General features: G+C 72.4%; 21 protein-coding genes. 11 read left to right on the forward strand and 10 right to left on the reverse strand.

The window, feature by feature from the left end; all coding sequences use genetic code 11:
* Positions 1-50 precede the first annotated feature (50 nt).
* Together HUT12_RS10495 and HUT12_RS10500 are read left to right on the forward strand one after the other, a co-directional pair.
* Positions 51-1016 (forward strand): ATP-binding cassette domain-containing protein, encoded by a 966-nt coding sequence (locus HUT12_RS10495; protein ID WP_176093253.1) that lies wholly within the window; start codon positions 51-53, stop codon positions 1014-1016.
* Positions 1009-1773: an ABC transporter permease gene (locus HUT12_RS10500; protein ID WP_176093254.1), complete on the forward strand. Its 765-nt coding sequence runs from the start codon at positions 1009-1011 to the stop codon at positions 1771-1773. Before HUT12_RS10495 ends, HUT12_RS10500 begins: the two co-directional genes overlap by 8 nt.
* A 58-nt stretch (positions 1774-1831) precedes the next feature.
* Here the strand turns inward: HUT12_RS10500 and HUT12_RS10505 are convergent, their stop codons facing one another.
* From HUT12_RS10505 to HUT12_RS33170, 4 genes are all read right to left on the reverse strand, one after another.
* The gene (locus HUT12_RS10505; protein WP_176093255.1) at positions 1832-2335 is read right to left on the reverse strand and encodes a hypothetical protein; all 504 of its coding nucleotides are present in this window, start codon (positions 2333-2335) and stop codon (positions 1832-1834) included.
* Between the two features lie 102 nt (positions 2336-2437).
* Positions 2438-4069: a RecQ family ATP-dependent DNA helicase gene (locus tag HUT12_RS10510; protein ID WP_176093256.1), complete on the reverse strand. Its 1632-nt coding sequence runs from the start codon at positions 4067-4069 to the stop codon at positions 2438-2440.
* Between the two features lie 94 nt (positions 4070-4163).
* Entirely contained in the window at positions 4164-5114 is a 951-nt protein-coding gene (locus HUT12_RS10515; protein WP_176093257.1) for a TIGR03557 family F420-dependent LLM class oxidoreductase, read from the reverse strand.
* Between the two features lie 75 nt (positions 5115-5189).
* The gene (locus tag HUT12_RS33170) at positions 5190-5315 is read right to left on the reverse strand and encodes a hypothetical protein (protein WP_255446669.1); all 126 of its coding nucleotides are present in this window, start codon (positions 5313-5315) and stop codon (positions 5190-5192) included.
* A 217-nt stretch (positions 5316-5532) separates the two neighbouring features.
* Here HUT12_RS33170 and HUT12_RS10520 point away from each other — a divergent pair, with 217 nt between their 5' ends.
* The gene (locus HUT12_RS10520; protein ID WP_176093258.1) at positions 5533-7065 is read left to right on the forward strand and encodes a glycoside hydrolase family 3 protein; all 1533 of its coding nucleotides are present in this window, start codon (positions 5533-5535) and stop codon (positions 7063-7065) included.
* Here the strand turns inward: HUT12_RS10520 and HUT12_RS10525 are convergent.
* Positions 7049-7330 carry a GNAT family N-acetyltransferase gene (locus HUT12_RS10525; protein WP_254877043.1) on the reverse strand — a complete coding sequence of 94 codons (282 nt, stop codon included), beginning with the start codon at positions 7328-7330 and terminating at the stop codon, positions 7049-7051. The two genes, HUT12_RS10520 and HUT12_RS10525, sit on opposite strands and share 17 nt — an antisense overlap.
* A 72-nt stretch (positions 7331-7402) precedes the next feature.
* Here HUT12_RS10525 and HUT12_RS10530 point away from each other — a divergent pair, with 72 nt between their 5' ends.
* The 7 genes from HUT12_RS10530 to HUT12_RS10560 all read left to right on the forward strand — a co-directional run bounded on the left by HUT12_RS10530 (position 7403) and on the right by HUT12_RS10560 (position 11718).
* Positions 7403-7786, forward strand: a complete 384-nt coding sequence (locus tag HUT12_RS10530; protein ID WP_131054354.1) for a hypothetical protein — start codon at positions 7403-7405, stop codon at positions 7784-7786.
* Positions 7787-7879: 93 nt separating this feature from the next.
* Positions 7880-8701, forward strand: a complete 822-nt coding sequence (locus HUT12_RS10535; protein WP_131054353.1) for a DUF1206 domain-containing protein — start codon at positions 7880-7882, stop codon at positions 8699-8701.
* Positions 8702-8818: 117 nt separating this feature from the next.
* The gene (locus HUT12_RS10540) at positions 8819-10015 is read left to right on the forward strand and encodes a mechanosensitive ion channel family protein (RefSeq protein ID WP_176093260.1); all 1197 of its coding nucleotides are present in this window, start codon (positions 8819-8821) and stop codon (positions 10013-10015) included.
* Between the two features lie 159 nt (positions 10016-10174).
* Positions 10175-10609 (forward strand): phage holin family protein, encoded by a 435-nt coding sequence (locus tag HUT12_RS10545; RefSeq protein ID WP_131054351.1) that lies wholly within the window; start codon positions 10175-10177, stop codon positions 10607-10609.
* The gene (locus tag HUT12_RS10550) at positions 10606-10944 is read left to right on the forward strand and encodes a DUF3618 domain-containing protein (RefSeq protein ID WP_131054350.1); all 339 of its coding nucleotides are present in this window, start codon (positions 10606-10608) and stop codon (positions 10942-10944) included. Before HUT12_RS10545 ends, HUT12_RS10550 begins: the two co-directional genes overlap by 4 nt.
* Positions 10941-11213 carry a DUF4235 domain-containing protein gene (locus tag HUT12_RS10555; protein ID WP_176093261.1) on the forward strand — a complete coding sequence of 91 codons (273 nt, stop codon included), beginning with the start codon at positions 10941-10943 and terminating at the stop codon, positions 11211-11213. The genes HUT12_RS10550 and HUT12_RS10555 overlap by 4 nt, the downstream gene beginning before the upstream one ends.
* A 301-nt stretch (positions 11214-11514) precedes the next feature.
* Positions 11515-11718: a cold-shock protein gene (locus HUT12_RS10560; protein ID WP_067306996.1), complete on the forward strand. Its 204-nt coding sequence runs from the start codon at positions 11515-11517 to the stop codon at positions 11716-11718.
* A gap of 103 nt (positions 11719-11821) precedes the next feature.
* Here HUT12_RS10560 and HUT12_RS10565 read toward each other — a convergent pair whose 3' ends face one another.
* Positions 11822-12016, reverse strand: a complete 195-nt coding sequence (locus HUT12_RS10565) for a hypothetical protein (protein WP_176095726.1) — start codon at positions 12014-12016, stop codon at positions 11822-11824.
* 62 nt (positions 12017-12078) lie between these two features.
* Positions 12079-13062, reverse strand: a complete 984-nt coding sequence (locus HUT12_RS10570) for an aldo/keto reductase (RefSeq protein ID WP_131054348.1) — start codon at positions 13060-13062, stop codon at positions 12079-12081.
* Positions 13063-13219: 157 nt separating this feature from the next.
* On the opposite strand from HUT12_RS10570, the gene HUT12_RS10575 reads away from it, so the two are divergent.
* Positions 13220-14245 (forward strand): adenosine deaminase, encoded by a 1026-nt coding sequence (locus HUT12_RS10575; RefSeq protein ID WP_131054347.1) that lies wholly within the window; start codon positions 13220-13222, stop codon positions 14243-14245.
* 272 nt (positions 14246-14517) lie between these two features.
* Here HUT12_RS10575 and HUT12_RS10580 read toward each other — a convergent pair whose 3' ends face one another.
* The 3 genes from HUT12_RS10580 to HUT12_RS10590 form a co-directional block, all read right to left on the reverse strand.
* Positions 14518-15912, reverse strand: a complete 1395-nt coding sequence (locus HUT12_RS10580; RefSeq protein ID WP_176095727.1) for a HAMP domain-containing sensor histidine kinase — start codon at positions 15910-15912, stop codon at positions 14518-14520.
* Between the two features lie 35 nt (positions 15913-15947).
* Positions 15948-16637 carry a response regulator transcription factor gene (locus HUT12_RS10585; protein ID WP_131054346.1) on the reverse strand — a complete coding sequence of 230 codons (690 nt, stop codon included), beginning with the start codon at positions 16635-16637 and terminating at the stop codon, positions 15948-15950.
* Between the two features lie 85 nt (positions 16638-16722).
* Complete coding sequence (locus HUT12_RS10590) at positions 16723-17574, reverse strand: DUF1775 domain-containing protein (RefSeq protein ID WP_176093262.1); 852 nt, start codon at positions 17572-17574, stop codon at positions 16723-16725.
* Positions 17575-17649: the final 75 nt, after the last annotated feature.

Here is a 17649-nt window from a genome sequence, read left to right on the forward strand (position 1 = left end):
TGTTCTACGCAGATAAGCGTACGGCATACGCAGAAAGCGGAGGGTGACCCATGACGAACGGACCACCGGCGGTCGAGCTGGTCGAGCTGAGGAAGTCCTTCGGTGACCTTGTCGTCCTCGACGGGCTGACCATGCGGGTGCCGGCCGGCGGCGTACACGCGCTGCTCGGCCAGAACGGGGCCGGCAAGACCACCACCGTGCGGATCCTGGCCACGCTGACCCGGCCCGACGGGGGCAGCGCCCGGGTCGCCGGCCACGACGTGGTGCGCGACCGGCGGCGGGTCCGGCGGACGATCAGCCTCGCCGGCCAGCACGCCGCCCTGGACGACACCCAGACCGGCCTGGAGAACCTGACCATGCTGGCCCGGCTCACCGGGCGGTCCGGGTCGGCGGCCCGGAAGCGCGCCACCGACCTGCTGGAACGCTTCGCGCTGACCGACGCGGGCGGGCGGCAGGCGATCACCTACTCCGGGGGCATGCGCCGCCGCCTGGACCTCGCCGCCAGCCTGGTCGGGCAGCCGTCCGTGGTCTTCCTCGACGAGCCCACCACCGGCCTGGACGTGCGCAGCCGGCAGGGGCTCTGGGAGGTCGTCGGCGAACTCGCCCGCACCGGGGTGACCGTGCTGCTCACCACGCAGTACCTGGAGGAGGCCGACCGCCTGGCCGACCGGATCACCGTGTTGCACCAGGGCGCGATCGCCGCCGAGGGCACCGCCGACGACCTCAAGCGCCGCTTCGGCGCGCACCGGCTGGAGCTGACCTGGCACGAGGAGGCCGGCCTCCGCGCGGCGGCCGCGCTGTTGGGCGACCGGGTCACCGGCCGGGACCCCGAGCGGCTCGCCCTCTCGGTGGCCACCGACGGCAGTGCGGCACAGGTGCGCGCGCTGCTCGACGAGATCGATCCGGACCGTCACGGGGTGGCCCGGTTCACCGTCCGGGAGGCGACCCTCGACGACGTCTTCCTCACCCTCACCGGCACTCCGGTGCCCGCGAAACGGCAGGTGGCGCATGTCTGAGCTGGCGGTACGCGGATCGCAGACGGCGGTGATGATCGGCCGTTGCGTCCGGCTGTCCCGCCGCAACGTCGACGCGATGCTCACCTCGCTGCTGCTGCCGGTGATGCTGATGCTGGTCTTCGTCTACCTCTTCGGCGGGGCGATCGACACCGGCTCGGCGTACGTCACCTACGTGGTGCCCGGCGTGCTGCTGCTCTGCGCCGGGTTCGGTGCGGCGGGCACGGCGGTGAGCGTCACCACGGACATGACCAACGGCATGATCGAGCGGCTGCGCACCATGGACGTCGGCGCGACCTCGATCATCGGCGGTCACGTGGTGGCCAGCATCGCCCGCAACACGGTCTCCACCGTGCTGGTGCTGGCCGTCGCCGTCGCCATCGGGTTCCGGCCCGCCGTGGCACCGCTGCGGTGGCTGGCCGCCGCCGGGGTGCTGCTGTTGTTCCTGCTGGCGGTCTCCTGGCTGTCGGCGGCGTTCGGGCTGTTGGCCCGTACCCCCGAGGCGGCCGGCGGCTACACCTTCCTGGTGATGTTCCTGCCCTACCCGAGCAGTGCCTTCGTGCCGGTCGAGACGCTGCCCGGTTGGCTGCGCGGCTTCGCCGAACACCAACCCGTCACGCCGGTCATCGAGTCCCTGCGCGGGTTGCTGCTCGACCTGCCGGTCGGCACGGCGCCGGCCCGTGCGGCGGCCTGGTGCCTGGGTCTGCTGGCGGTCGCGGTGCTGCTCTCGGCGGTGCTGTTCCGTCGTCGGATCGCCTGATCCGCACGACGCGGGGGGCGACACCCGACGGGTGTCGCCCCCCGACCGTCACCGTCGGTCAGTCGTTGAGGACCTGGGCCAGCCGGTCCCGGAAGCGCCGCTCCGAGGGGCTGACCTGACTGCCGCCGAGCCCGAGGATGCCGCCGCTGGTGGCCGCCCCCACCACCTGGTCGGTGATCTCCACCAGCCAGTGCTGGTACGCGCCGGCCTCGCCCTCGTCGACCTTCTCCGCCAGCAGCGCCGCAGCGGCCTTGGCCCGGCCCAACACGTCCTCGGCGTACGCGCGCGGGTCGTCCGGCGCGATCACCGGCAACTCCTCACCGGCCTCCGGGTCGCCCACCCGGGTCACGATCTCCCCGGCCACGGCGGCCACCAACGGGCTGGCCGACTCCCGACCGGTGGAGATGGTCTCCAGCCCGGCCGCGCTCTCGGCCATCGTCGCCCGGGTGCTGTCGGACTCCGCGGCGCTCGCCGCGGTGAGCACCGCCTGCGGCAGGCCGACAAGCAACCCCCACTCCTCGTCGGAGAAACCGAAAGCGGTGTACGCCGGCTCTTCGATCACGACCGTGCCTCTCCCGTTCGTCGTCCGGATCCCGGTCACGCGCCATCCGTGCTGGCCGCGCCGGGCCCGGTATGTCCCCGCCGCCATCGCGGCGGGCTCAGGTTAGTCCAGCGTCAGCAGTCCCTGTTCGGACACCACGCTGACCGACAGCGTCTTGTACCCGACCTCCTCGAAGAGGACCGTCATCCGGTCGTCCTCGTAGCTGAGCACCAGGCCGCCGCCCCACTCCGGGTGCCGCACCTGGCTGTGCACCGGGAACGGACCCACCGCGCCGTCGTCGGCGGTGCTGGTGCCGGCGTGGCAGTTGTCGCAGTGCCCGCAGATCTGGGTCATCTGCTCGCCGAAGTAGGCCAGCAGGGTCTGCCCCCGGCAGCCCGTGGTCTCGGCGAAGGCCCGCATCATGTCGGTCCGTGAGCGGGTCAGGTTCTGCTGCCGCTCGGCCTCGGCCACGGCCGCCTCGGCGGCCTCCACCGGGGTCGGCGAGTAGCGCGGCGCGCCGATCCGCTGCCGGGCGCGCGGCTGCGCCGCACCGACCTGCTCCAGCAGGGCCAGGTACTGCCCGAGCTTGCGCGGCCCCAGCCCGGTCACCTCGCGCAGCTCCTTCTTGGTGGCCGGTCCCTGCCGCAGCAGGGCGGCCAGGTCCCGCAACTCGGTGGCGTCCGGCAGGCCACCGCTGAAGAAGCGTTGCAGGCCGACGTCCTCGGCCTGCCAGAGCAGCAGGACGCGGGCGGGCTGGCCGTCGCGCCCGGCCCGGCCGATCTCCTGGAAGTAGCTGTCCGGCGAGTCGGGCAGCGCCATGTGCACCACCCAGGCGATGTTCGGCTTGTCGATGCCCATGCCGAACGCCGACGTGGCGACCATGATCGGCACCTGGTCGGCGAGGAACGCCTCGTGCAGCCGGGCGCGGGCACTGGCGGACATTCCACCGTGGTAGAACTGCGCCGGGTAGTCGGCGTCGGTGATCCGGGCCGCGAGGTCCTCGGCGGCCCGCCGGGTGGGTACGTAGATGATGCCCGGCCGCTCCTCGTCGCGCAGCAGGGCGATCAGCCGCCGCCACCGGTAGTCCTCGGTCGGGCAGTGCGCCACCTCGAAGAAGAGGTTCGGTCGGTCCAGTCCGGACACCACGATCTCGGGATCACGCAGCCGCAGCCGGGCCACGATGTCGTCGCGTACCGGCGGCGAGGCGGTGGCGGTCAGTGCCACCACCGGCGGCCGCCCGATGCCCTCGATGAGCTGACCGAGTGCCAGGTAGTCCGGGCGGAAGTCGTGCCCCCAGGCCGAGATGCAGTGCGCCTCGTCGATCGCGACCAGCGCCGGCTTCAACGCGCGCACCTCGGCCAGCCGGTCCGGGTTGGCCAACTGCTCCGGGGTGATGAAGAGGAACTCGGCCCGGCCGTCGCGGATCTCGGCGATCGCCTCGGCCTGCTGGGCCGGCGACTCGTCCGAGCTGATCCGGACCGCCCGCAACTCGGCCCGTTGCCGCTCGTTGAGCGCGGCGATCTGGTCCTGTTGCAGGGCGAGCAGGGGGGAGATGACCACGGTCGGGCCGGGGATCAGGCTCGCCGGGATCTGATAGATCGCCGACTTGCCGGCGCCGGTGGGCAGCACCACCAACGCGTCGCGCCGCCGCATCACCGCGCGCATCGCGGCCAGTTGGTTGGGGCGCAGGGTGGACCAGCCGAACAGGCTGCGCGCCGCGCGGCGCAACGACATCGAGTGCGTGGTGAGCTTCATCGAGGGCCGCAGGTACCCGGCCGGACCAGCGCCGAAACACCGGTCCGGCCACGGGGGACCGCCAGGTGTGGCAACGGTCTCGCTACGTCACCGCTCAGGGCAGTCGGGGTAGCACGTCGCGCTGGTACAGGTCCATCAGCCCCTGCCAGTCCGGCCCGGTGTTGGCGACGTAGACCTCGTCGAAACCGGCCTTCGCGTACGCGTCGATCTTCGCCAGGTGTGCGTCGGCGTCGTTGCCGCAGACGAACGCCTCGCGCATCGCCTCCGGGTCGACCAGTCGGGCGGCCTGCTCGAAGTGCCGGGGCGAGGGCAGCACCTGCAACAGTTCACCCGGGATCGCCTCGGTCGGCCAGCGCTCGTACGCCAGCCGCATACCCTCCTCCACGGTCGGCGCGTACGCCGCCTTGAAACCCGCCTGGCACGGCTTCTCTCCGCCGCCGTTGTCCCGGAACCGGCTCACCAGCTCGGCGTCGGGCATGGTGTTGACGAAGCCGTCGCCGATCCGGGCGGCCAGGTCCACCGCCTTGGGGCCGAAGGCGGAGACGTAGATCGGCGGAGGCGTCTCGGGCAGCGTGTAGATCCGCGCGTGCTCCACCCGGTAGTGCTTGCCGTAGTGGTTGACGAAGCCCCCGTCCCACAGTTTCCGCATCACCTCGACCGCCTCCTCCAGCATCTCCAGCCGGACGCCGGCCTGCGGCCAGTGGTCGCCGAGGATGTGCTCGTTGAGTGCCTCGCCGGAGCCCACCCCGAGCACGAACCGCCCGGAGTGCAGCACCGCGCTGGTCGCCGCCGCCTGGGCCAGCACCGCCGGGTGGATGCGGACGGTGGGACACGTCACCGCCGTGGTGACCGGCAGGCGGCAGGTCTGGCTCAACGCGCCGATCATCGACCAGACGAACGGGGCCTGGCCCTGTGCGTCCGTCCAGGGGTGATAGTGGTCGGAGATCCAGAGCGCCTGGAAGCCGGCGCGTTCGGCGGCCTGCGCCTGCGCCAGCAACTGCTCCGGCGGATACTCCTCAGTGGACAGGAAGTAGCCGATCTTCATGGGTGCCCCCTCGCCGTGATGGTGTCCAGAGCCAGGCGGTACCCCGGCGGGGGCGGGTCACACCAGGCGGCGAGGTCAGCGCCGGAACATCGCCCGGATGGCCAGGAGCAGCAGCAGGCCGCCCACCACCAGGCCGAGCAGGCGTACGCCGGGGATGTCGGCCGGGCTCGTCGCGTCGGCGAGCAACAGCAGCGGGTCCATCTCCGCACTCTGCTGGCAGAGCGCTCCCAAGGCAACTGTAAGGTTTATTGACTATTCGGTGGCACGGTGTGACCATTGCTGCACCGCCGGGTGGCGGGGGGAGTCCGCGGCGGAGGATGACGGGGGTACGCGACCGCATGAGCGAGCGTCAGCGAGCGAATCATCGGTGCAGTGCGGTGGTGCCTCATGGCGGCCCGGAGCGTAGCGGAGGGCGGGCATGAGCGAGCGTCAGCGAGCGAATCTTCAGCGAGCGAACGGGAATCTGGCGGCGTTGGCCGCCGCGGTCCTGCAACCCGGGTTCGTCGGCACCGTACCGCCCGCGTGGGTCTGCCGCTGGCTCGGCGACGGCCTCGGCGCGGTGGTGTTGTTCAGCCGCAACGTCGTCGACCCGGAGCAGGTGGCGGCGCTCACCGCCGGGCTGCGGGCGGAGCGGCCGGACGTGATCGTGGCGATCGACGAGGAGGCGGGCGACGTCACCCGCATCGAGTCGGGTCGGGGCAGCACCCGGCCAGGCAACTTCGCTCTCGGCGTGGTGGACGACCCGGCCCTGACCGAGGAGGTCGCCCGCGACCTGGGTGTCGAACTCGCCGCGCTGGGCGTGACCCTGGACTACGCGCCGGACGCCGACGTCAACTCCAATCCGGACAATCCGGTGATCGGCGTCCGCTCGTTCGGTGCCGATCCGTCCGTGGTGGCCCGGCACACCACCGCCTGGGTGCACGGACTCCAGTCGGGCGGCGTGGCGGCCTGCGCCAAGCACTTCCCGGGGCACGGCGACACCCGGGTGGACTCCCATCACGACCTGCCCCGGATCAGCGGGGACCGGGATCGGCTGGACGCCGTCGAGCTGGCCCCGTTCCGGGCCGCCGTCGAAGCGGGCGTGCAGGCGGTGATGACCGGGCACCTGCTGGTGCCGGCGCTGGATCCGGAGCTGCCGGCGACGCTGAGCACCCGGATCCTGGGCGGCGTGCTCCGCGAGGAGATGGGCTTCAACGGCGTGGTGGTGACCGACGCGGTGGAGATGCAGGCGGTCGCCGGCCGGTACGGCCTCGCCGGTGCGGCGGTGCGGGCGTTGGCCGCCGGGGTGGACGCGATCTGTGTCGGCGGTGAGCACGCCGACGAGGAGACGGCCCGGCACCTGCGCGACGCCATCGTGGACGCGGTCGTGGCCGGGGACCTGCCGGAGGAGCGGCTGGCCGAGGCGGCGAAGCGGGTCGGTCAGCTCGCAGCCTGGACGGTGGCCGCCCGGACGGCCGGTGGACGTGTCCCGGTGCCGGCCGGCGGGTCGGGCGTCGGGCTGGTCGCCGCGCGGCGGGCGCTCCGGGTCACCCGTGCCGACGGGGGTGTCGCGCTGCCGTTGGCCGCCCCCGCGCACGTGGTCGAGTTCCAGCCGCCGCACAACATCGCGATCGGGGCCGAGACCCCGTGGGGAGTGGCCGCGCCGTTGACCGCGCTGGTGCCGGGCACCACCAGTGCCCGTTACGCGCGGGGCGAGGTGCCGGCCGACCCGGCCTTGGGCGCCGCCGGCCGACCGCTCGTCCTGGTGGTGCGCGACCTGCACCGGCACGACTGGATGCGGGCTGCCGTCGACCGGGTACTGGCGGACCGGCCCGACGCCGTGGTGGTGGAGTTGGGGGTGCCCGCACTGGTCACAGGCGCGGTGCACGTCGCCACGCACGGGGCCACCCGGGCCGCCGGTCGGGCCGTGGCCGAGCTGCTGGGTGGGACCGCCGTCACGCGGGGCTGGTGACCAGGTCCGCGTACTCGGGATGGCGCTCGATGTAGGCGTGCATGAACGGGCACTGCGGCACCACCCGCTGCCCCTGGGCGCGGACCTGGTCCAGGGTGCCGCGCATCAGTGCCGTGCCGACGCCCCTGTTCTGGAAGGCCGGGTCCACCTCGGTGTGCGTGAAGACCAGCGCCTCCCCCCGGGGAAGATATGTGGTGAACCCGGCCAGCGCGTCGTCGACCAGGATCTCGTAACGGTGCTTGGCGGCGTTCTCCTCGACCAGCATGCTCACCGACCCATTGTCCACCGCCGGTTCGGCACGCCGGGCCCGTTCGCCTACGTCTCGTACGCTGAGGCGGTGACGAACCGATCGCTCGCCGGCCACCGCCGGCGCACCCTCGCCTGGAGGGTCCCCACCCGCAAGTCGGCCGGTCTGCTGGCCGGACTCGCACTCGGTGCCGCCCTGCTCATGGGGTGCAGCTCCGAGGGTGCCCGCACCGACTGCGGGCTGGACGCCTGCACGGTGACCTTCGACCGGGGGGTGGACGCGCGCGCCAACATTCTCGGTGTCGAGGCCCGGCTCGTCGAGGCCCAGGACGACGTGGTGACCATCGAGGTCGCCGGTGAGCAACTGTCGCTGACCGTCGGCCAGCAGGCCGCCGATGTCGGCGGCCTGGCGGTCACCCTGGACAGCGTCACCGATGCCGAGGTCAAGGTACGCATCTCGCGCAATTCCGGCTGACGCCGACAGCCGTCCGATCCGTCCGTCCCGCCGTCGCTTCCCCGCGGCGGCGGGACACGTTTGGAAATCTTCGCGTCCGGAGATTGAGGCCCCATGTCTCTCACCCGGAACGCCGAAGCCACCGCCGCCCGTACGGCCGACAGCCGGTGGCTGGAACTCCTCGCCCGGGCCGGTTTCATCGGCTACGGGATCGTGCACCTGTTGTTCGGTTGGTTGGCGTTGCAGATCGCATTCGGCAACTCCTCCGACGACGGTGACCAGTCCGGCGCGCTGCGGACACTCGCCGCGCAGCCGATGGGCACATTCGTGGTCATCGCCATCGCCGTCGGCATGGTCGCCATGGCGATCTGGCAGGCCCTCGAAGCCGCCGTCGGGCACCAGACCGAGAGCGGCAACGACCGGATCAAGGAGCGGGTCTTCTCCGCCGCCCGCGCGGTCATCTACCTCTGGCTGGCCTGGACGGCCTGGAAGGTCTTCTCCAACGCCAACTCCGACAGCGCCTCCCAGCAGGAGGAGATGACGGCCCGTCTGATGGAGTCGACCGGCGGTCGGTGGCTGGTCGGTCTCGCCGGCCTGGTCCTCATCGGTGTCGGCGTCGGCATGTTCATCTACGGCGTCAAGAAGAAGTTCATGAAGCGGCTGAAGACCGGCGAGATGAACGCCAAGACCACCCAGCTCGCCCGGCGGCTCGGCATGGCCGGCTACACCGCCCGGGGCAGCGCGTTCGCGGTGACCGGAGTGCTGGTCGTGCTGGCCGCGGTCAACTACGACCCGGAGAAGGCCCGGGGCCTGGACGCCGCCCTGCGGACGCTGCGGGACCAGGCGTTCGGCACCATCCTGCTGTCGCTCGTCGGCCTGGGCATCGCCGCCTTCGGCCTGTACTGCTTCCTCCAGGCCCGCTACCGCAAGGTCTGAGGTACTCCGTCCCGACGCCGGCCATCGCAGCACCGCTGCGGTGGCCGGTTTCGACGGTCCGGGGCAGACTTGCCCCTTTGCGTGGATCTTGTTGTCGGTCCGGAAGGAGAACCACACGTGCACAGCTACCTCGTGACGGTCGTCGCCGCGCTCGCCGCGGCGGCGATCGCCATCGCCGTGGTCGAGGTGGTGCATCGCTCGATCCGGCGGTGGGGCCACCGGTCACGACTCCTGATGGAGTTGACCGAGCACGCCCACCGCTCGTTCCAGATCGCGGCCACCGTGCTGGCCGTGCAGTTCGCCGTCCGGTTCAGCACCGGCTACGCGGTCGGCACCGGGTGGCGGCAGGCGCTGCTGCACATGCTGGTGCTCGCGGTCATCGCGGCCACCGCCTGGCTGGTCACCTCGCTGCTGGTGGTAGTGGAGGACACCGCGCTGGCCCGGTTCCGGGTGGACGTGCCGGACAACCGGCACGCCCGCCGGGTCCGCACCCAGGTCGTCATGCTGCGCCGGGTGACCATCGTGGTGATCGTGGTGCTCACCGTCGGCGTGATGCTGATGACGTTCCCGGCCGTCCGCGGCATCGGTGCCGGTGTGCTGACCAGCGCCGGTGTGGTCGGTATCGTCGCCGCGCTGGCCGCGCAGAGCCTGCTCGGCAACGTCTTCGCGGGCCTGCAACTCGCCTTCAGCGACGCGGTCCGTCTGGACGACGTGGTCGTGGTCGAGGGGGAGTGGGGCCGGATCGAGGAGCTGACCCTCAGCTACGTGGTGGTGCAGATCTGGGACGACCGACGGTTGATCCTGCCCACCTCCTACTTCACCAGCACCCCGTTCCAGAACTGGACGCGGACCGAGGCGGCGGTGCTCGGCACGGCGGAGTTCGACGTCGACTGGTCGCTCCCGGTGCAGGCGATGCGGGAGGAGTTGCGTCGCCTGGTCGAGGGCACCGAGCTCTGGGACGGTCGGGTCTGCGTACTTCAGGTGACGGACGCGACCGGCGGCATGGTCAAGCTGCGGGCGTTGGTGAGCGCCGCCAGCGCCGGCGCGTTGTGGGACCTGCGCTGCCTGGTCCGCGAGCACATGGTGGCCTGGGTACGCGACCAGCGGCCCACCGCGTTGCCACGGCTGCGGACCGAGGTCGGTGACGGTGCCGGCTCGCTGCCGTGGCAGTGGGTGAACCCCAAGCGGCGGGTCCGCCGCTTCGAGGACGGGGAGGTCCCCGACGACGCCCGCCTCTTCGGCGGCAGCGACGACGGCGACGCCCGCAGCGAAGCCTTCGTCGGTCCCGACGAGCCCGTCGAGGCGCGTCGCTGACGCCGATCGGGTGCGGACGCCCGAACGGGACGGGCCGGGAAGGTTTGACGGAACGTGTACCGGGGACCTCGTGCGGGACGCCCTGCTCCTTCTTCGCAGACAGGATTGGCGGGCGGCTACTTCGGGCATACAGCGCGGTGACGACGAGAGGGGGACAGCATGGCTGACGTGGCTGACGTCCGTACATCCCACAACGGAAGCGAGCCCTCCACCGCCGAGCTGGTCCAGCGGGCGACGGAGCAGGTGTCTCGCCTGGTCCGGGACGAGCTCGCGCTGGCCCGTGCGGAGCTGACAGAGAAGGGCAAGCACGCGGGTATCGGCGTCGGCCTGCTGGCCGGCGGCGGCGCACTGGCCTTCCTGGGTCTCGGCGCGCTGATCACCGCCGCGATCCTGCTGCTGGCCCTGGTCCTACCGGCGTGGGCGGCCGCGCTCATCGTGGCGGCGGTCGTCTTCCTGATCGCCGGCGTCCTCGCGCTGCTCGGCAAGAAGCAGGTCAGCCAGGCGGTGCCGCCGGTGCCGCAGGCGACCGTGCAGAGCCTGCGGGCCGACGTGGACGTGGTCAGCGCGGCGGTGAAGGACAGGGGACGGGCATGACACACAACGGGACGCGCAACGGGCACGGCAACGGGACCGGTGACCCTGACGCGCTGCGGGCGGAGATCCGGCGGACCCGGGTCGAGCTGGGCGAGACGGTGGAGGCGCTGGCCGCCAAGGCCGACGTCAAGAAGCGGTTGAAGTCCTCGGCGGACCAGGCCCGCGAGCGGGTCCGGGAGCAGGCGGCGTTGACCGTCGCCCGGGTCCGTGGCCAGGCGGCGCTGACCCATCCGCCGGTGCGGGGACGGCACGGTCCGGCGCCGTTCGTCGCCCTCGCGGCGGGTGCGATCGTGACCGCCGTGGTGCTGATGATCATTCGAGGGAGGCGTGGGTGAGCAAGGGGTTGAGCAAGGTCGCCTACCGGCCGGTGGGCATCGTGGCCGGCATCGCCGCGGGTGCGCTCGCGGGTGCCATCTTCCGGCAGGTGTGGAAGATGACCGCCGGCGACGGTGACGCCCCCGATCCCGTCGACGAGGACCGCCACTGGGGCGAGATCCTCGCGGCGGCGGCGTTGCAGGGCGCCATCTTCTCCGTCGTCCGGGCGGCCGTGGACCGTGGCGGCGCGGTGGGCGTACGCCGGTTGACCGGCCGCTGGCCCGACTAGCTTCGCCGTGCCCGAGACCGACCCGGCCCCCTCGTCCGTAACCCGGTCGAGGGGGCCTTTTGCCCTACCTCGCGCATGCCGCACAGCGGATCTTTCGCATCCGTCAGGTCACATGTCGGAGAATTTCGTCGGGTAGGCTGTGCAGAGTTTTTGCGTACGTGGTTTGCTGTTCCACGCTGTTGAGAGATGGCGTGGGTTGAGAGAAGTCTCCTTCATTGGGGGCCGCCTCAGGCGCCGCTGCTCGAAAACGGCCAACCGGCCGCACGGCGTGCTCGGCCGCCAGTTTTAGAAGGAGATACACATGGCGCAGGGAACCGTGAAGTGGTTCAACGCTGACAAGGGCTTCGGCTTCATCACCGTCGACGGCGGGGGTGCTGACGTGTTCGTCCACTTCTCGGCCATCCAGTCCAGCGGCTACCGGTCGCTGGAGGAGAACCAGCGGGTGGAGTTCGAGATCGCCCAGGGCCAGAAGGGTCCGCAGGCCGAGCAGGTCCGCCCCCTCTGACGCACCGGTCGGCGACCGCCGGCCGCCAGATGGCGAGGCTGTCCCCGCCCAGGTGCAAAAGCCCCGCGTTCCGTACGGACGCGGGGCTTTCCGCATCCGTCGGTCAGCGCCGCGTCCGGGCCCGCATGCCCCACCAGAGCAGCGCCACACCAGCGAGGGCCAGCAGCGGACCGAGTACGGCCCAGATCCGCTGATCGGTCATCAGGCCGTCCTCGACGTACCCGAGGCCCTGCACCGTCCAGACCGCCCCGACCACCACGGCCAGCAGGCCGAGCGTGAGTCGGAACCAGCCGCTCATCCGCTCCGGCGGGGCCGGGTTCTGCGCCACCGGGCTTCCCGTGCCGCCGGCCACCTCCCCGGTCACCATCGCTGGTGCACCTGCGGACGGATCAGCTCGTCGTAGACGGCGGCGACGGCGGCCTGCTCGTCCGTCGACAGTGGCCGCTGACCGGCCACCACGGCGTTGCCCCGGGCCTGGTCCGCGTCGCGGGCGCCCGGGATGACCACGGTGACCCCGTGCTGGTCGAGCACCCACCGCAGGGCGAACTGGGCCATCGTCCGGTCGTCGCCGACCAGCGGGGCGAGTCGGCGTACCGCCTCCAGCCCGAGCGTGTAGTCGACGCCGGAGAACGTCTCGCCGACGTCGAACGCCTCCCCGTGCCGGTTGAAGGAGCGGTGGTCGTCGGCGGCGAAGGTGGTCCGCTCGTCGTACCGGCCGGAGAGCAGCCCGCTGGCCAGCGGTACGCGGGCGATGACGCCCACCCCGGCGGCCGAGGCGGCCGGCAGCACCTGCTCCAGCGGCTTGTGGCGCAACGCGTTCAGGATGATCTGGACGCTGGACACCCCCGGGCGGGCGATCGCGGTGAGCGCCTCGTCGCAGGTCTCCACGCTGACGCCGTACGCGGCGATGCGCTTCTCTGCGACGAGGGTGTCCAGGGCGTCGAAGACCGCGTCGGTGGCGAACACGGGCGTCGGCGGGCAGTGCAACTGCACCAGGTCCAGCGTGTCGACGCCGAGGTTGGCCCGCGAACGATCGGTCCAGTCACGGAAATTGTCCAGAATGTACGCATCGGGGGTCTGTGCCACCCGACGCCCCATCTTGGTGGCCACCGTCAGCCCGGCGTCCGGGTGGGCCGCCAGGTACCGCCCGATGAGCTGCTCGCTGCGGCCGTCGCCATAGACGTCGGCGGTGTCCAGGAAGGTGATGCCGGCGTCGACCGCGGCGTCCAGCACCGCCATGGCGTCGTCCTCGGTGACCGTGCCCCAGTCGGCGCCGAGCTGCCAGGCGCCGAGCCCGACCACGCCGACCTGTCGGCCCATCCGGGGGAAGGTGCGTTGCTCCATGCGACCGAGCCTAGTGACCCCTGGCGTCCGTGCCGAGGCCGGGCCGCGCGCCCGACCCGGCTGGACGTGCCGCCCCCTGATCGCGCCGACGGCCTGCAAGACTGCGCACGGACCGTCGTCGTCGCCGGTGTACCGGTGTCATCGCCCAGGAGAAAACGTGACCGATCTGCGTACCTTCATCGCCGGACTGCCCAAGGTCGAACTGCACGTGCACCACGTCGGTTCCGCCTCGCCCCGGATCGTCGCCGAGCTGGCCGCCCGCCACGAGGGGCGTACGCCGGTCCCCACCGACCCGCAACTGCTCGCCGACTACTTCGTCTTCCGCGACTTCGCGCACTTCGTCGAGCTGTACCTGAGCGTCGTCGACCTGGTTCGCGACCAGGAGGACGTCTGGATCCTCACCCACGAGGTGGCCCGGGAGTTGGCCCGCCAGCAGGTGCGCTACGCCGAGTTGACGGTGACGCCGTACTCGCACGTGAGCCGGGGCATCCCGGCACCGGCGTTCTGCGAGGCGATCGAGGACGCCCGCAAGCGGGCCGCCGCCGACTTCGGCATCGAGCTGCGCTGGTGCTTCGACATCCCCGGCGAGGCGGGCCTGCCGGCCGCCGAGGAGACGCTGCGGATCGCCCTCGACGAGCGCCCGGACGGGCTGGTCAGCTTCGGCCTGGGCGGCCCCGAGATCGGGGTGCCCCGGCCGCAGTTCAAGCCCTACTTCGACCAGGCCCGGGCGGCGGGGCTGCACTCGGTGCCGCACGCGGGGGAGACCACGGGCCCGCAGACCGTCTGGGACGCCCTGCGCGAGCTGGGCGCCGAGCGGATCGGTCACGGCATCTCCGCCGCACAGGACCCGGAACTGCTGGCGTACCTCGCCGAGCGGCAGATCGCCATGGAGGTCTGCCCGACCTCCAACGTCCGGACCCGGGCGGTGGCCGTCATCGAGGAGCACCCGTTGCCGACGCTGGTCGAGGCCGGGCTGCTGGTGACGATCAACTCCGACGACCCGCCGATGTTCGGCACCACCCTCGACGACGAGTACGCGGTGGCCGCCCGACTGCTCGACGCCGGCCCGGAGCAGGTGGCGGCGTTGGCCCGCAACGCGGTGGCCGCCTCGTTCCTCGACCCGGCGGGCAAACAGCGGATCATCGCGGAGATCGACGCCTACCTGGCCGCCGCGCGCGACTGACCGCGCGGTCCGTGGGGACGTCCCCGGTCCCGGCCGACCCCGGTCGGGACCGGCGGAGGCATCGAGGTGCGCGCGACGGGAGGAGGTGTGGGGGGACCGTGTCTCCCGCCGCGCGCACGGCTCCGCCGGCCGATGTGCGCTGGGAGCGGTAGGCCGGCGGAACTGCTGGTTTCGGACCTGATCCTGACACCCGTACCGGGCCAATGGGACGTCGTTAATTCGGATCTAAGGAAGACTTGTGCCGCCGCACAACCCGGCGGCTCGTGCCGTCGTCAGCCGTCGGTGGGCCGTTGCCTCGGCCAGCGCCGGCCGCTGCCCTTCTGCTCCCGCGCCTCCCGCGCCATCCGACCCACCAGGCCGAACCGGCTGACCTGCCGGGGCGTCGCCTCCGGGTCGGCGAGCAGCATCACCACGCTGGCGCCGCCGAGTCGGGCCCGGTCGATGCTCACCGAACCGTTGGCCTGCAACGCCACCCGCTTGGCGATGTCCAGCCCGAGGCCGGTGGAGCCCTGGTCGCTGGTGCCCCGGCGCAGCGCGCGATCCGGGTTGGCGATGCCCGGCCCGGCGTCGTCGATCCGGATGGCCACGTACCCGTCGCGGCGGGACACCGCCACCTCGAACGCGGTGCCCTGCGGGGTGTAGCGGAACACGTTGCCGATCACCGCGTCGAGCGCGGCGGCCAACTCGGCCCGGGGCACCGGCGCCGGGATCCGCAACTGGGCGCCGACCACCCGGTGCGGGCGGTTCTGGTCGCCGGCGAGGGCCGCCCAGAACACCATCCGGTCCCGGACCACCTCGCTCACGTCGCACATCGCCGGTGCCGCCTCGGTGGCCACCGCCTTGCGGGTGGTCTTGATCAGCACGTCGATCTCACCCTCCAGGGTGACGATCGCCTGCCGGATCCGCCGGATGCCGCGTCGGTGGTCCAGCTCCGCCTGGCTGAACGCGTCCACGCTGGTGTCGTCGGACTCCAGCGCCTCCGCGTCGAGCCGGAGCACGGTCAGCGGGGTCCGCAGCCGGTGGGACAGGTCCGCCACCAGCTCCCGCTCCTCGGTGCGGGCCGCGACGAACCGCTCCGCCATCCGGTTGAACGCGTGCCCGGCCTCGGCCAGCTCGCGCGGGCCGCTCGGCTCCACGCGTACGCCCAGGTCGCCGTCGCTGACCGCGCGGGCCGCCTTGACCAGCCCCCGGGTGGCGTCGACCGTACGGGCGGCGAGCCGGTCCACCACCAGCACGGCGGCACCCACCAGGGCGACGGCCACTCCGACCAGCAGCCACCAGCGGCCCGAACCGCCGAGCGCCTCGTCCGAGACGAAGACCTCCACCACGGCCGTCCGGTCGCCCAGCACCACCGGGTCCAGCCGCAGCACCCCGCCGTCGACGTCGACCACCAGTGAACGTCCCTCGGCGCGGGCCCGGTCGAGCTGGCCTGCGTCGGCGCGTCCGGCCCCGGCGTCCACGTCGTCGAGACCGTGCACCACCGGGCGGGTCGCCGGGTCGACGCCGCTCGCCTCGATCGCGCGCTCCACCAGCACCGGCTGGGTACTCACCGCGAGCGCGCCGGTGACCAGCGCGCTGCGCCGGGCCGCGTCGGCGATCGCCTCGTCGCGGGCCTGGCCGCCCAGGGTCAGGCCGAGCGGGATCAGGAAGGCCAGTGCCAGCAGGATGCCGGTGCCGCCGGTCAGCAGCGCCAGCGAGCGCCTCAGTCCGGCGCCACCAGCCGGAAGCCCACCCCCCGCACGGTGCGAAGGTAGCGGGGTTTCGCCGCGGACTCGCCCATTTTGCGGCGTAGCCAGTACAGGTGCACGTCGATTGTCTGGTCCTCGCCGACCGATGGCTGCCGCCATACCTCCTCCAAGAGTTCCCGCCGGGACACTACCCGGCCAGGTCGGGCGGCGAGATAGGCCAGCAGGTCGAATTCCTTACGTGTCAGCGCCAGCGCCTCACCGTCCAGGAGGGCGCTGCGTTCACCGACGTCGACCCGGAGCCCGCCGACGCTGTGCACGGCCGGTGCCACGCCGCGACTGGCGCGGCCGACCCGGCGCAGCACGGTGGTGATCCGCGCGTCCAGGTGCGCGCCGGTGAACGGTTTGACCATGTAGTCGTCGGCGCCGGCCCGCAGCAGCTTCACCACGGACTGCTCGTCGTCGCGGGCGGTGGCGATGATGATCGGTACGTCGGTGATGCCGCGCAGCATCCGCAGCGCGTCCGACCCGTCCAGGTCCGGCAGGCCCAGGTCGAGCACGACCAGATCGGGGGTCTCGGCGGCCACCCGGCGCAGCGCGTCCAGCGCGGTGCCGACCGCGTGCACAGCGTGGCCCCGGTCGGTGAGGGAACGAAGCATCGCGCCGCGTACGACGTGATCGTCTTCGACCAGCAGGACGGTGGCCACGCCAGAACGGTACTCGGAGTGGCGCGGTACGTCGTTGCGGCCCACCCGACAACGCGCCAAGCTGGTACGACGACGAGGCCGACCCTCAGCGGTTCGCGCCGGCCTCGACCACCTCGTCGTCGCGGCGCTGCGCCGGGTCCGCGTCGGCCGTCGGCTCGGCGGTGGGCTGCTCGTCGAGGACCGACCGGTCGATCTCCTCGGCGGTGCGGCGGCGGCGTCGACTGATCAGCCAGCCGATCACCGCGCCGCCGCCGAGACCGGCGACCAGGCCGGCGGCGAGCAGGCTGTTGGCGTTCGGGCCCTCGTCGGGCGTGGCGGCGGCCGGCGCGGGATCGCCCGGCGCGGCCCCGCCGGGGGCCGCGCCGTGAGCGCCGTGGGCGGCACCCGGGTACGCCGGGTCGCCCGGGGTGAGGGTCAGCGCGGGCAGCGGACGCTGGCCGGGACCGTTGCCCCAGTGCACCTGGAGGCCGTCGGCGTAGGTCTGGGTCAGCGCGAACTGCACCTGCTCGGTCTGCGGCAGCGGCGCCATCGAGAACACCAGCCGGGCCGGTCCCTGCGCCGCCGGCCCCGAGGCCCGGGTCCAGGTCAACGCGGCGGTCACCACGTCGGTCGCCGGGCCGTGCATGCCCGCGATCGGGACGTCCAGTTTGCGGGGAGTGATCGCGGGTGCCCAGCCCTCCACCGAGAGCGGATACACCTCGGCCACCGGCGTCTCCACCGGCATCCGGATCTCGATCCGTTCGGTCCGGACCCCGGGCCGCTCGTCGGGCACCACGAACTCGAGCTTGACCGAGTTGCCCTGCTGGGCCTCGGCCGGAGTGAACGTCACACCGTCGGCCCACGCCGTGCTCGCGGGCCAAAGCAGTACCCCGGCCGTGGCCAGGGCGGCCACCAGCGCGCCCCGGCGTCGACGGCTGCCGCCGCGCGTCATCGCCATGCTGGGTTCCCCTCCACATCGACGTGGCCGGAACCGGCTCCGGCCACACCTGGTAGTTCGGATCCCGGGCCGAAA

The sequence above is a fragment of the Verrucosispora sp. NA02020 genome, assembly GCF_013364215.1.
In the GTDB taxonomy this organism is placed as follows: Bacteria; Actinomycetota; Actinomycetes; order Mycobacteriales; family Micromonosporaceae; genus Micromonospora.